The following is a 13538-nucleotide window of genomic DNA, read 5'->3' as shown; positions in this document are numbered from 1 at the left end:
GGAGAATCCTCACCCCACCGAAGTGTTGGTCGCGGCGGGCTCCGGACACGGCCCGCACCGTCCAAGTGGTTCAGGTTTGACCGAACACAGGCCTGATCTTCAAGTCGTTCAGGGAATCCTGATTCCGTGCGACGGACCTGTGTCTTCTTCCATGCCCATCCCGACGACGAGGCGCTTCTCACGGCGGGCACGATGGCCCGGCTCGCGGCCGAGGGGCATCGCACCGTGCTCGTGGTCGCCACGGCGGGAGAACGGGGTCTCGCGGCGGATGGCGACGAGCGTTCGCTCGGTGAGGTCCGTACAGGCGAACTGCACGCGGCGGCGCGCGCGCTTGGCTGCGCCAGAGTGGTGTTCCTCGGTTACAAGGACTCTGGGCTGGACGGGAACGCGCCAGGCGGCTTCGCGAGCGCGAACGTGGCTGAGGCCGCCGCCAGGCTCGCCGAACTGCTCTGCCAGGAACATGCAGACCTTCTCACCATCTACGACCCGGCTGGGGGCTATGGGCATCCCGACCACGTCCAGGTGCACCGTGTCGGCGTCGAGGCGGCGCGGCTGGCCGAGACGCCGGTGGTCCTGGAGGCGACCGTCGATCGTGACCTGTTGCTGCGCGTCCTCCGGCCACTCGCACGGCTGCGACTGGCGCCTCGCACGCTGGACGTACGGAGCTTCGAGAGCACCTACGTGCCGGGTTACCAGATCACGCATCGCGTCAAGGTCGCGGCATATGCGGAGGCCAAGCGCGCCGCGATGGAAGCGCACGCCACCCAGGCCACAGGCGGCGACTCAATCCGGACGCTGGCGGCGTTGCTCAAGCTGCCGCGGGCGCTGTTCCGGCGCGCACTCGGCACCGAGTGGTACGTACGCAGGGATCTGTCACACGGCATCGTGCTCGGCCATCCGCTCCAAGCCTGGCCCGCAACGCAGCCGGGTTCCTGTCCGGTCTCCGAGCCCAACGTCCCCGTGTGCGGCGAGATGGCCGACGGGTGAGCAAACAGGCGAGACTCGTTCTCTCCGCCGTCTCGCTCCTCGGCGCCGCGGCACTCCTGATCGCCCTTCCCTACGTGGTCGGGGTGAACTGGGAGGAGATCGTCACTGAGTTCGGCCGTCTCAGCACCATGGAGATCGCCCTGCTGACCCTGCTGTGGCTGGCCGGGCTCTCGGCCTACACGTTCGTGCTCACGTCCTCGCTGCCGGGCCTGACGCACCGGCATGCGTTCATGCTGAACGCCGTCGGCAGCGCGGTGAGCAACCTGCTCCCCTTCGGCGGCGCGGCCGGGGTCGCCGTCACGTTCGCCATGGCCCGCGGCTGGGGGCACCGTAACGCGGCGATCGCGGTGTCCACGCTCGTCACCGGCGTCTGGAACGTCCTGTCGCGGCTGCTGCTCCCCGCGGTGGGCATAGCAGCGCTGCTGATCGCGGGCGAACTGCCTGACCGGCGGCTGGCCGCGATGGCGGCGTTCGCCGCCGGCGCGTTGGTCGGCATCGTCGGCCTGCTCGTGCTCGCCCTCCGCTCCGAGGTGGCGGCGCGTGCGGTGGACCGCTGGCTGCGTGGCGTCGTGCTACGACTGCCCCTGCGGCTGCGGGGGCTGACGTCACGCGTGGACGGCGCGATGCTCGACATGCGCAACAAGACCGTCGGCGTGCTGCGCGGGGGCTGGCAGGGACTCACCGCCGGCATGGCGGCCTACTTGCTGTTGCAGGCGCTGCTCTTGAAAGGCTGCCTCTGCGCGGTGGCGGCAGAGATAGGGCTTGCCGAGGTCGTCGCCGTCTTCGCCATCAACCGGATGCTCACCACCGCCGTCATCACGCCGAGCGGGGCAGGCATCAGCGAGACCGGCACGGCCGCGCTGCTCGTGCATTTCGGCGTGCCGGCGGCGCCCGCCGCCACGGCGACCATTCTTTACTGCTTCTACACGTATGCGATCGAAATACCTGCAGGTGGCCTTGCCTGGGCAGGCTGGTCATTGCGGAGCCGGCTGAAGAAAAGCGGCCCTTCTTCGCCAAGTTGGACATTAGTCAAGAAATGATTCCGCCGTGGCGAGTGTGGCTTGGGGTGCATCCTGCGCATAACCACCCCATGGGGAGAGAACGGATGATACCCCTCACGCAGCGGTATCGGATGCTCTCAGTGATGGGCAGCGGAGGAATGGGGACTGTCTGGCGCGCCCATGACGAGATGCTCGACCGCGACGTGGCCGTCAAGGAAGTACACCTGCCCGAACGCCTGACCATCGGCGAACGCCGCGTGTTGTGCCGCCGCCTCATCGAGGAGGCCCGCGCCACGGCGGCGCTGCGGCACCCGGGCGTGGTGGCCGTCCACGACCTCGTCATCGAGGACGGCCGTCCCTGGATCGTCATGGAGTTCCTCCAGGCCCGGTCGTTGCACCAGATCATTGCCGAGGACGGCCCGGTCGCCCCGCACCGCGCCGCCGAGATCGGCGTGGCGGTCCTCGGTGTGCTGCGTGTCGCGCATGGGGCCGGCATCCTGCACCGTGACGTGAAGCCCAGCAACGTGCTCGTCTGCAAGGACGGCCGCGTCCTGCTCACCGACTTCGGGTTGGCCGTGCAGATGCAGGAAGGCCGCGAGATCGCGGACACGATCGTCGCCGGGATCGAGGGGTCGCCCGCGTACCTGTCACCCGAGCGGGTGCGGGGCGAGCCGAGCGTCGAGGCGTCCGACCTGTGGTCGCTGGGCGCGACGCTCTACGCCGCCGTCGAGGGCCGTTCTCCCTTCCTGCGCCGCCATGCGCTGGCCTCGATGGTCGCGGTGCTCATCGGGGAGTACGCACCGCCCGTGCGGGCCGGACCGCTCGCACCGGTGATAGACGGGCTGCTGCGTCAGGATCCCGATGACCGGCTCTCGTTGGCCGAGACCTCATGCCGGCTGACCGGCATCCTGCTCTCCGGATGCGCACAGGAGACGGCGCCCGAGAGAGCCGCGGCTGCCGCAGCGGCGGCTGCGGAGGCAGCTGGGGTCGCTGGGGCTGCGGCGGCCGCGAAGATCGGCGGGGCAGCGGAGAGATCCAGCGAGGAGGCTTCGTTCTGGCGCGAAGCACTCACGATGATGACGGCGGCCGACCGCTCCAGGATGAGCATGGTCGTCAGTGTGGCCATGATGGCCTTGCTCGTCGGCGCGATGGGTGCCTGGACCGCGCGATGGAACTCGGTGGGCCAGAGCGCCGCCATGGCGTTGCTACGGCCCGGCCCCGGTGTCCCGGCGGGCACGAGCGTCAAGTACCACGAGTCGGACGGCTACTCGGTGGAGGTGCCGTCAGGCTGGAAGCGCGAACGGTTGCCGGCGGGCGTTCAGTGGACGGACCCCGGAACGCGGCAAGGCCTGCGCATTTCCCCGGTGAGCGGCGACGCGCTAGACGGGCTCCGGGCGGCCGAACGCAGAGAGGCCAACGAACGGTCGTATCCCGGCTACCGGAGGCTGCGCCTGGAGCCCGTGCCCGGGCTCTCGAAGGGCGGCGCGGAGTGGGAATTCACCTGGGAGAAGGACCGGCACGGCCTGCGCAGCCGCATGGCCGGCTATGAGTTCTACTTCTTCGCATCCGATGCCCGCTGGACACCTGGGCAGCGGCAGTACGACGAGATCCTCCAGAGCTTCCGGCCCGAGCGATCGCGACGCCGAGTCCGCAGCAGAAGCCGTCGTGGTGAACGAGGGTGAACGAGTGTGATCGCGCGGCGGCTCAGGTGGTCTGCTGCACCTTGAGCAGGAACTCGGCGTTGGACGAGGTGCCCTTCATCTTGTCCAGGAGCACCTCGATGGCCTGCTGCCGTTCGAGACCTTGGAGAACGCGGCGGAGCCGCCAGTTGAGGGCCAGTTCCTCGGGGGACATCAGCAGCTCGTCGCGGCGGGTGCCGGAGGCGTCGAGGTCGACCGCGGGGAAGACCCGCTTGTCTGCCAGGCCACGGTCGAGCTTGAGCTCCATGTTGCCGGTGCCCTTGTACTCCTCGAAGAACACGTCGTCCATGCGCGAACCGGTCTCGACGAGGGCGGTGGCCAGGATGGTCAAAGAGCCGCCGTTCTCGATGTTGCGGGCGGCGCCGAAGAACTTCTTGGGCGGGTAGATGGCGGTTGCCGCCACACCGCCCGCCAGGATGCGGCTGCTGGTGGGCGCCGCGAGGTTGTAGGCCCGGCCGAGTCGGGTGATGGAGTCGAGCAGCATGACCACGTCGTGGCCGTGCTCGACCAGGCGCTTGGCCCGTTCGACGGCCAGCTCGGCCAGTGCCGTGTGCATGTGCGCGGGCTTGTCGAAGGTCGAGTGGATGACCTCGCCGCGGACGGTCCGCTGCATGTCGGTGACCTCCTCCGGCCGCTCGTCGATGAGGACGACCATGAGGTGGCACTCGGGGTTGTTCTCGGCGATGGAGTTGGCGAGCGCCTGCAGGACCATCGTCTTGCCGACCTTCGGCGGCGACACGATGAGGCCGCGCTGGCCCTTGCCGATCGGCGAGACAAGATCGATGACGCGGGTCGCCATGGGGCCGGTGTCCAGCCGCAGCCGCTCATTCGGGAACAGCGGGGTCAGCTTGCCGAACTCGGGCCGGCCGGCCGCCTCCTTGGGCGTGATGCCGTTGATCGTCTCGACGTGGACCAGGGCGTTGTACTTCTCCCGGCCCGACCGCGGGGGCCGTGCGGTGCCGGCGACGGCGTCACCGGGGCGCAGGCCGCTCGCCTTGATCTGGGCGATCGACACGTGGACGTCGTCCGGACCGGACAGGTAGCCGCTGGTCCGCACGAACGCGTGCTTGTCCTCGACGGCGAGGATGCCGTGGAAGGGGATGACCAGATCGTCGGTCGTGGTGGGTTGGGTCGTGGTGGGCTGAGCCCTGGTGGGCCGAGCCTGGGTGGCTTGAGTCTTGGTTGCCTGCTTGGAGCGCTCGGCCGTGATCGTGGTGCTGTTGGGCATGTGTGTCCCTGCGGAGGCCCAAGGCCTGGAATGGATCCCTGGGCGATGATGAATGGGGAACTCTCGCATCTCCGGGCACTCAGATGGCCCGGGCGGGGAAGGAACGCCTTCGCTTCTTCGTTCAACGTGTAACGGATCACGAAGGTGTTACGTCGACAGTACAGCACAATGTGGTCGTCGCGCATTCCCCGGTGTCGTGATGTGGTTCATGTCGGCCCGACGCAGCCGGTCGATCCGACGCAGCCGGTCGATCAGTCGTCGGTGGGCTCGGGCTGGACGGAGACGACGCGGAACGAGCCGTGGTCGATCACCGCGTCCTCCAGGCACCCGCGCAGCCGCCGCAGCGCGTGCTCGCCCAGCGCGGGCCTCACGACGATGGCGTACTGCCGGTCGCCGAGCGGCGCGAGGCCGCCCTTGTCCAGGTACGGCCTGGTCGAGCCCCGGCAGTACTCCCACAGCCGTGTGGCCAGCGGGTCGACGGTGGCGGCTCCGGTGGGGCCGTGCGTGCTGGCCTCAATGACCAGCGTGCTGGCGGCGGCGTTGACGGGTGAGTCCGGCCGGTCCTGCGTATGTTCAGCCATCTCGACGATCACCAGCGCGGCGACCGCGAGGACCGCCAGCGAACCCGCCGCCACCTTGAGCTGGCGGCGGCGGTCAGGGCCGGGCGGGGGCGACAGGTCCGGTGCGCCCGCGAGGACGCCGCCCGGCGGAAGGGTGAGGGACGCCGGTGCCCGTACCTGCCCGAACGCCGCCCCGGGCTCGGCGGCGGCCCGGCGGGAGGAGCCGCCGAGCGCCGTCGCCACGCGTTCCACGAGCGCCGCGAGGCCGGAGACCACGATCCCCGCGCCGAGCAGCACCGGGATGAAGACCTTGTACGACCCGGACTCCGGCTCCAGCCACCGGAAGCTCGGCGTCCCAGCCGCCTCCTCACCCGCCGCGTAGGGCCGTTCGGCATCCCGGGGCGACGGCACGGCGGACAGGTGGGGCCCCTGGACGCCGGGGGGCGCGGGCCGGCCCTGCGCGTTCTCGATCAGCCGGCTCAGGCGTTGCTCCAGCCGCGCCAGCCGGTGCGCGCCCGCGACCGCGAGCAACACGACCAGGCTGATCAGCAGGAGCTCGCCTGCCATCAGGGCGCGCTGCCACTCCCAGCGCGCCAGATAGACCACGACATAGCCGCCGGTGAAGACGACCATCGCGCCCAATCCGGCGTAGATCAGGCGCGTGCTGCCTTTCACCGTCGTGCCGATCATGCCACCGACTCCTCGTCCGGCCGCTGGTCGGCGACCAGCGCGAGGATCTCGACCCGGCCGGTGTCGCCGTCCACCAGGAGATCGGTGCCCGGCGGGAAACGATCTAGCGCGCCGCGGAGGCCGACGACCGTCGGGACGTTCAGCTCGCGCGCGAGGATCGCCAGGTGGGAGAGCGGGCTGCCGGTCTCGGCGACCAGCCCGGCCAACTTCGGCAGGGAGGCGGCGAGGGACGGCCGGAGAGTGTCGACGACGAGGACCGATCCTGCCGGGGGAGCGTCCGGGCCGGAGTGCACCGGCCCGGAGCCCCGGCCGCCGCCCGCGGGACGCGCCCCGTCCCCTGTCGGCGCGGCCTCCGCCACGATCCGGTCGCCCGCCAGCCGGAAGACGGCAGGCAGCGGCGCGGAACGCGGCGGCGGCGCGGGACGGCGGTCGATGGTTGCGCCGCTGGTGAGCGCCTTCTCGAGCTCGTCGAAACGCAGCGTCCGGACGAGCTCGGGTGACGAGAGCACTCCCGACGCCGTGAGCCGCTGCCCCGCCGCCCACGCGAGCCGCGCGCCCAGTTCCTGCACCCAGCGGATCCGCAGCCGCAGCACCTCGCGCGGTGGCAGCGTTCCGACGACGACGGCGGACGGGGTGAGCGGGTCGGCGGTCACGGCCGGAAGGCGCGGCGCGGATGTGATGGCGGGCGGGGTCAGGGCGAGGACGGTGGGTTCGGCGGCCAGGAGTTGCGCGTCGTCCTGGCCCCCGGAGCGTCCCCGATGCAGCGCGGCCAGCCCCTGTGCGGCCGCACTGCCTGAGTCACTGCCCGAGTCAGTGCCACCGCCGGTGCCCTCGGAGAGCAAGGAGCCCGCCAGCGCCTCCTGTCCGTGCAGGGCGGCGAGCGTCGCCCGGGTCCAGCGCAGTGCCGCGATGAGCTGCGCATCGGTGATCTCAGCGGGCGGCGGCACGGCCGCCAGGTCGGCGTCCACCGCCGCCGCCGTCTGCACCGCCAGGTCCGGTAGGTCGGCGCGGAGCCGTCCGACCTGCCAGGCCACCGATAGCCGCCGTACGGCGGACACCGGGTTGAGCAGGCGCAGCCGGGACCGGCGCCCCGGAACGGCCCCCAGCCGTTGCAGGTCCGCCGCCGCCCGTCCGCTGACCGCGAGCACGGTCGGGCTCTTGCGCAGCGCACGCCGGGACACCGCACCGGCGATGGCCAGCGCCTCGCCGATGCCATGGTTCAGAGGCGCGAGCCAGAGATCCTCCTCCAGCGGGGCGAGCGGATCGGGCAGCGTCTCCGCGACCGGCCCCGGACCGAGCAGCGTGGACCGTCGCGGCGGGACGGGCGCGAGCGCGGTCACCGGACGGCTCTGCAACAACCAGAGCCGTCCGTCGTGGTCGAAGGCGAACTCCACGTCCTGCGGCCCGCCGAAGACGCCCGCCGCCTTGGCCGCCAGCCGGGCCAGTGCCCGCAATTGCATCCGGGTCAGCGGCCCCTGATCCGCCTCGGCGGTGTCACCGGAGGAGGGGCCGGCGTCGTCGCGTTCGACGCTGATGACCCGGCCGCGCCGGGTGAGCGCGTACCGGGTGCCGTTGACCTCGCCGCCGACCAGGGCCTGCGGCCCGCCGGGCACCGCCGAGACGATGACGCGGTCGGTCCGGCCGTCCACCGGGTCGGCGCCGAACATCACGCCACCGGCCGCCGCCGTCAGCTGCGGCTGGACCAGCACGGCCATCGTGCCGGGGGCGGTGGACGACTCCTGGACCGCGCCGACGGCGTCCAGGAACGGTTCCCAGCCGGTCACGTCGAGCACCGAGACGAACCGTCCGGCCATCGAGGAGACCACGCCGTCCTCCATCGTGGAGGACGAACGCACGACCAGCGGGATCTCACCGCAACGGCTCAGCTTCGCCCAGGCCTGGCGCAGCTCGCCGGTGTTCAGACAGCGGTCGCCTGCGGCTTCAGCGCTCTTGGTGTCGCTCCCCACCGGGATGACGAACCCAGGCAGTACGGGCAGATCGTGCCGCGCCGCACGGGCGAGATTGGCGGCCTTGGCCCCGGCCCAGTCGGCGGCGGACGCCATGGCGTCGTCGAGTTGAATGGTCCAGAAGACGCGTGTGCTTTGTGGCACCACGAACTCCGATCCTCGGGGCCGCCCGTCCATTTAGAATCCGCCGAACCCCCGATGAATTCCTCCCTCGTAAGGGGTGTCTTACATCTCACCCCTGGGTGTACGTCGGGTGGCGTGTCATCGTCCCCAGGGCGGAGAATCCCTGGCCCGGTCTCGGGGTCGGGATGTCCGGGTACGTACGATGACCGGATGTCAGATGAGCGCGGGCTGCGCGCGGACGTGGCGGAAGGCGTCGGCACGATCACGATCGACCGGCCCGCCAAGCGCAACGCCATGACGGCGGAGATGTGGCGTGAGCTGCCGGTGCTGCTGGACCGGCTGGCGGCCGATCCGTCCGTGCGCGTCGTCGTCCTCACCGGCGCCGGCGGCGACTTCTGCGCAGGCGCGGACATCGGCGAGCTCGCCGACATCAACCGGCACGACGAGGGTCACCTGTCGACGAAGGCCGAGGAGGCCCTCGCCGCCTTCCCCAAGCCCACCATCGCGGCCATCGAGGGTTTCTGCGTGGGCGGCGGCTGCCAGCTCGCGGCCGCGTGCGACCTGCGCTTCGCAGCGGAGGGCGCACGGTTCGGAATCACCCCGGCCAAGCTCGGCATCGTCTATCCGGCGTCCGCGACGACGCGGATCGTGCGGCTCGTCGGCCCGGCTGCCGCCAAATACCTGCTCTACTCCGCCGACCTCATCGGTACCGAGCACGCCCTCCGCATCGGGCTTCTCGACGAGGTGGTGCCCGCCGCGTCGCTGCGCACACGGATCGCGGAGTTCACCGCCACGCTGGCCTCCCGTTCCCTGCTCACGCAGCAGGCGACCAAGGAGATCGTCGACGCCATCGCCGCCGGCGCTCCGGTGGAGCAGCGGGTCCGGGCGTGGCTGGACGAGGTGGTCGCGGGCGGTGACGCGGCGGAGGGCGTCGCGGCGTTCCTCGAACGCCGGAAGCCCAACTTCACCTGGAGCGCTCCGACCCGTTGAAGGCCGACAGGTCGCAAAACCTGCTCTCCGGCAGGCCGTGCAGCCGTACCGCCGCGCCGACCGGATCGGCCAGGAGCCGCGCCGGCCCGGCCTTGCGCAGCTCTGCTAGCGACAGAACGCCGCAGAGCATGGCCTCCGGCGTGCGGACGAGGACGAACGGGCCGACCTGAGCACCGCCCATCTCGATGTCGTGGAGGGAGTGCAGCAGCGCGTTCGCGGCCTCGGTCTCCGTCCCGTTCGACGCGCCCCCGGACGTGCCGCCGGACGCGCCGCCGGAGGCGCTCCCGGACGTAGCGCCGGACGCGCTCCCGGATGCGCGCAGCCGCCGGACGAGGTCGATGAAGTCGCGTTCGAGGCCGCGCGGGCTGCGCCCGGACAGGTAGTAGTGGGCCTTCCAGTTCGTGTCCTCCCCGGTGGGATCGGAGAGCTCGATGCGCAGGCCGTACCGTTCGGCGAACCGTTCGTACGCGCGGATCAGGCCGGACGGCGCCTCCGTTCCCTCGGTGCCGAGCCCGCCCGCGACCGTGTCGACCGGGTCGGCGCCCAGCGAGGCCGCGACGGCCTGGTCGAGGCGGCCGATCAGATGGCCGCGCAGCCGGGCCACCTCTCCGGTCAGCCGGTCGACGGAGCCGCGCTGCTGGGTGAGCTGGTCGTTGATCTCAGGCAGCATCCGGTCGTTGATCTGGGAGATGAGCGAGCGGATGCGGGCATCGGTCTCCTGCAGCGACTCCGCATGCGTGACCTGCCCGGCCGCCAGCCGTTCGAGCTGCTCGCGCTGGACGCCACGGAACTCCTCGAGTTCCTCGCGGGTGCCCTTGAGCGCGGTGAGCTGGGTGCGGATGTCGGCTATCTCGGGCGCCGTTCCGGACCTTTTCCTGTCGAACGACAGATAGAGCTCGCGGCCGGCGATCGCCAGGCAGAGGAGGATGAGAATCGCGGTCATGGCGCCCCTCCAAAAGGGCCTTCTTCTGCCTGGCAAGATAGAACACCATGTCCCGACCCTGATAGCCCGAAATCGCGGGAAGGCAAGACCAATGCGTGAACATCCGCCGGTTTCGCCCCTCCTAGGAGGGTGTCACGTCGCCTGCGGCCTCAGTGATCGCGCGCAGTGCCGCGACGTGCGCCGCGAACGCTGTCCGTCCACGTGCGGTCAGAGACAACCAGGTGCGCGGGCGTTTTCCGACATATCCCTTGGTGATTTTGACGTAGCCCGCCTTTTCCAGCGTGGTCGCCTGCTTGGAGAGCACCGAGTCGCTCACCTCGACGGCGTCCCGGACGTACGCGAACTCGGCCTTCTCCGCCGCCGCGAGTGTGGCCACGATGGAGAAGCGCACCGGTGCGTGGATGACTTCGTCGAGCTCGTGCCGGGGGTGGTTCACGGTCGCGCTGCCCGGCCGGTCACACGCCGCGATGTGAGGTACGCGGCGACGAATCCCGGCAGTGCCAGCGCGGTGGCGGCCGCACTGGCCGAGGTCAATCCGTCTCGCTCGTTCATTCCGCCCCCTTGTCGGTGATCCCGAGTGTGGCAAGTACTTTCCAATTTGGCAAGTACTTTCCGATCATCCCGGCTCTAGGGTGGCAGGATGACGATCGACACCGAGGATCTGCGTCTGGCCGTTTATCGCGGCTTCGCTAAGACCGGGTGGGCACCGGATCTGCCTGAGCTGGCCGAACGGTTCGGGGCGAGCGCCGAGACCGTCCGTGACGGCCTCCGGGCCTTGGCGGCGCTGCGTCATGTCGTGCTCGATGACGAGGACCGGGTGCTCATGGCGCACCCGTTCGCGTCGATCCCGCTCGGCTTCGCCGTCATGGGGACATCCACGTTGTGGTGGGGCGGCTGCGCGTGGGACTCGTTCGCGCTCGCCCATCTGCTCCCGGACGAGCCGGACGTGCTGGTCTCCACGCGCTGCCCCGGCTGCGACCGGCCGCACGCCTGGGTGGTCGGCCGGGACGCGCCGCCCGCCGGTGAGCAGGTCGCGCACTTCCTCGTCCCGGTGACACGGATGTGGGACGACGTCGTCCACACCTGCGGACACCAGCGGCTCTTCTGTGGGGAGCGGTGCGTGGACAACTGGCTTGAGCACTCCGGCAACGAGCGCGGTTACGTCATGGACCTCGCCACATTGTGGCGGCTCGCACGCGGCTGGTATGCGGGCCGCCTCGACCGCGGATACACGCGCCGCGACCCCGCCACGGCCGCCGCCTACCTCCGCGACGCAGGGCTTCGCGGTCCGTTCTGGGGGTTGCCTCCAGACCCGCCGGACCCGCCGGACCCGCCGGATCCGGCAAGCGCGAGCTAGGAGCGGTTGAGGTACGCGAGGACGGCGAGCACACGCCGGTTGTCGTCGTCCGAGACCGCCAGGTCGAGCTTGCTGAAGATGTTGGCGGTGTGCTTGGTGACGGCGCGTTCGGTGACGACGAGCTGCTGGGCGATCGCCGCGTTCGAACGGCCCTGCGCCATCAACTCCAGGACCTCCAGCTCGCGCGGGGTCAGCCGGCCCAGCGGCTCGTCCCGGGTGCCGCGCGCCACGAGCCGCGAGATGACCTCCGGGTCCATCGCGGTGCCGCCCGCCGCCACCCGGCGGACGCCGTCGACGAACTGCTCGGCGTCGAACACCCGGTCCTTGAGCAGGTAACCGATCCCGCCGCTGCCGTCGGCCAGCAACTCCCGCGCGTACAGCTGCTCGACGTACTGGGACAGGACCAGGACCGGCAGGCCCGGCACCTGGCGCCGGGCCTCCAGCGCCGCCTGCAGCCCTTCGTCGGTGAACGACGGCGGCAGACGCACATCGACCACCGCCACGTCAGGGCGGTGGTCGAGGAGTGCCTTGAGAAGCGAGGGGCCGTTGTCGACCGCGGCGGCGATCTCGAAGCCGTGCGATTCGAGCAGGCTGACCAGGCCTTCCCTCAGGAGGGCAAGGTCTTCGGCGAGGACAACTCGCACGGCAGCTCCAGGGTCACGATGGTCGGACCGCCCAGCGGGGAGTTCAGGGCGAGTACGCCGTCGAATGTACCGATCCTGCGCTCGATGCCGCGCAGGCCCGTGCCGCCTTCAAGGGTCGCGCCGCCCTGGCCGTCGTCGGTGACGGTGATCCTCAGGAAGCCGTTGTCGTAGCGCAGGTCGATCCAGACGCGGCTCGCGCCGGAGTGCTTGGCGGCGTTGGTGAGGATCTCCGACACCGCGAAGTACGTGGCGGACTCGACTGGCGGCTGGGGGCGGCCGGGCAGCGTGGACGTGACCTCGACCTGGAGCGGGTGGTCCAGGGCCAGCGCCTTGACGGCGTCGCCGATGCCGCGGTCGGCGAGCACCGGCGGGTGGATGCCGCGTACCAGGTCGCGCAGCTCGTGCAGCGCCTTGGCCGACGACTGGCGCGTCTCGGCGAGCAGCAGCCGCGCCTTGGCCGGGTCCTTGTCGAGGAGGTGCTCGATCGCGCCGAGCGTCATGCCCATCGCGACCAGCCGTGCCTGGGCGCCGTCGTGCAGGTCCCGCTCGATGCGGCGGAGCTCGGCGGCCGACGCGTCCACGGCGTCGGAACGGGTCTCGGTCAGGTGCTGGACGCGCAGTGCGAGCTTCGACTTCTCGGTCGGCCCGAGGAGCAGCTGCCCCCACCGGCCGTACACCTTGAGCAGGCGCGGCCCGGACAGGAAGCCGGCGACCATGAAGACGGTGCCGAGGAGCACCGTGGCGGTCATCTTCACGCCGTTGTCGGCGTAGCCCTCCTCGATGTGGATGAAGCCGTACCATTCCTGGCCGTTGGCATCGGCGATCACGTCGCCCACGCCGCCCGCCAGGATCAGGCCCCACAGGCCGTAGGCGACCAGGTAGAACGGCAGCGCCGCGGTGAAGAACACCACGATCGGGTCCGCGATCAGCCAGGCCATGTCACGCCAGGTCGCAGGGTCCGAGGACAGCCGCAAGAAGCGGTTCCACTGACCGACGAAGCCCGGGTCCTCCTCTTCCGGCGGCTCGGGCAGGTACGGCCGCTCGATCTGGACGCCGGTCCACTTGCCGATCAGATCGCGGTACACGTTCATGAGCGAGCGCGCCAGCATGACCACCGGCGGCACCATCAGGATGCCGACCACGCTCGTCACCAACGAGTACGAGGTGATCAGCAGCGTCGAGACGGCCAGCGCGGGAAAGGCCAGCAGCCCCAGCCGGAATCCGTGCCACGGCGCCCTGAGCCGCTCCGCCGCCCAGTTCTCCTTCGTCAACTCACCGCTCATCGTGCTGCCTCCGTAGCTCGCCCGTCGTCCTGAGTCCAGTCTCCGACGAGGGCCCGCCGCCCACA

General features: G+C 70.7%; 11 protein-coding genes and 1 pseudogene. 5 read left to right on the top strand and 7 right to left on the bottom strand.

Translation table 11 applies throughout. The features are described 5' to 3' along the window. The first annotated feature begins 126 nt into the window (after positions 1-126). The 3 genes from ACH34W_RS26700 to ACH34W_RS26690 are packed head-to-tail and all read left to right on the top strand — an operon-like array spanning position 127 to position 3670. Positions 127-987: a PIG-L family deacetylase gene (locus ACH34W_RS26700; protein WP_395963827.1), complete on the top strand. Its 861-nt coding sequence runs from the start codon at positions 127-129 to the stop codon at positions 985-987. After that, the gene (locus ACH34W_RS26695) at positions 984-2027 is read left to right on the top strand and encodes a lysylphosphatidylglycerol synthase domain-containing protein (protein WP_395963826.1); all 1044 of its coding nucleotides are present in this window, start codon (positions 984-986) and stop codon (positions 2025-2027) included. The genes ACH34W_RS26700 and ACH34W_RS26695 overlap by 4 nt, the downstream gene beginning before the upstream one ends. Then, entirely contained in the window at positions 2024-3670 is a 1647-nt protein-coding gene (locus tag ACH34W_RS26690) for a serine/threonine-protein kinase (RefSeq protein ID WP_395963825.1), read from the top strand. The genes ACH34W_RS26695 and ACH34W_RS26690 overlap by 4 nt, the downstream gene beginning before the upstream one ends. 22 nt (positions 3671-3692) lie before the next feature. On the opposite strand, the pseudogene rho reads toward ACH34W_RS26690, so the two are convergent. The 3 genes and pseudogenes from rho to ACH34W_RS26675 form a co-directional block, all read right to left on the bottom strand. Next, a pseudogene (rho, locus tag ACH34W_RS26685) lies at positions 3693-4802 on the bottom strand (transcription termination factor Rho); the annotation flags it as partial. Between the two features lie 365 nt (positions 4803-5167). Next, positions 5168-6166, bottom strand: a complete 999-nt coding sequence (locus ACH34W_RS26680) for a hypothetical protein (protein WP_395963824.1) — start codon at positions 6164-6166, stop codon at positions 5168-5170. Continuing rightward, positions 6163-8277 carry a PEP/pyruvate-binding domain-containing protein gene (locus ACH34W_RS26675; protein WP_395963823.1) on the bottom strand — a complete coding sequence of 705 codons (2115 nt, stop codon included), beginning with the start codon at positions 8275-8277 and terminating at the stop codon, positions 6163-6165. The genes ACH34W_RS26680 and ACH34W_RS26675 overlap by 4 nt, the downstream gene beginning before the upstream one ends. Positions 8278-8466: 189 nt before the next feature. Here ACH34W_RS26675 and ACH34W_RS26670 point away from each other — a divergent pair, with 189 nt between their 5' ends. Further along, positions 8467-9246 (top strand): enoyl-CoA hydratase/isomerase family protein, encoded by a 780-nt coding sequence (locus ACH34W_RS26670; protein WP_395963822.1) that lies wholly within the window; start codon positions 8467-8469, stop codon positions 9244-9246. Here the strand turns inward: ACH34W_RS26670 and ACH34W_RS26665 are convergent. Further along, positions 9221-10189, bottom strand: a complete 969-nt coding sequence (locus ACH34W_RS26665; protein WP_395963821.1) for a hypothetical protein — start codon at positions 10187-10189, stop codon at positions 9221-9223. The two genes, ACH34W_RS26670 and ACH34W_RS26665, sit on opposite strands and share 26 nt — an antisense overlap. 121 nt (positions 10190-10310) lie before the next feature. Continuing rightward, positions 10311-10625 (bottom strand): transcriptional regulator, encoded by a 315-nt coding sequence (locus ACH34W_RS26660; protein ID WP_151559363.1) that lies wholly within the window; start codon positions 10623-10625, stop codon positions 10311-10313. A gap of 204 nt (positions 10626-10829) precedes the next feature. Here ACH34W_RS26660 and merB point away from each other — a divergent pair, with 204 nt between their 5' ends. Beyond that, on the top strand, positions 10830-11546 hold the full coding sequence (gene merB / locus ACH34W_RS26655; RefSeq protein WP_395963820.1) for an organomercurial lyase: 717 nt from the start codon (positions 10830-10832) through the stop codon (positions 11544-11546). Here the strand turns inward: merB and ACH34W_RS26650 are convergent. Both ACH34W_RS26650 and ACH34W_RS26645 read right to left on the bottom strand, forming a co-directional pair. Beyond that, the gene (locus ACH34W_RS26650) at positions 11543-12190 is read right to left on the bottom strand and encodes a LuxR C-terminal-related transcriptional regulator (RefSeq protein ID WP_395963819.1); all 648 of its coding nucleotides are present in this window, start codon (positions 12188-12190) and stop codon (positions 11543-11545) included. The genes merB and ACH34W_RS26650 overlap by 4 nt on opposite strands. Then, complete coding sequence (locus tag ACH34W_RS26645; protein ID WP_395963818.1) at positions 12154-13473, bottom strand: sensor domain-containing protein; 1320 nt, start codon at positions 13471-13473, stop codon at positions 12154-12156. The genes ACH34W_RS26650 and ACH34W_RS26645 overlap by 37 nt, the downstream gene beginning before the upstream one ends. Positions 13474-13538 lie beyond the last annotated feature (65 nt).

Source organism: Actinomadura sp. 6N118 (genome assembly GCF_044326415.1).
In the GTDB taxonomy this organism is placed as follows: Bacteria; Actinomycetota; Actinomycetes; order Streptosporangiales; family Streptosporangiaceae; genus Spirillospora.
This window is presented reverse-complemented; position numbering and strand designations above follow the sequence as displayed.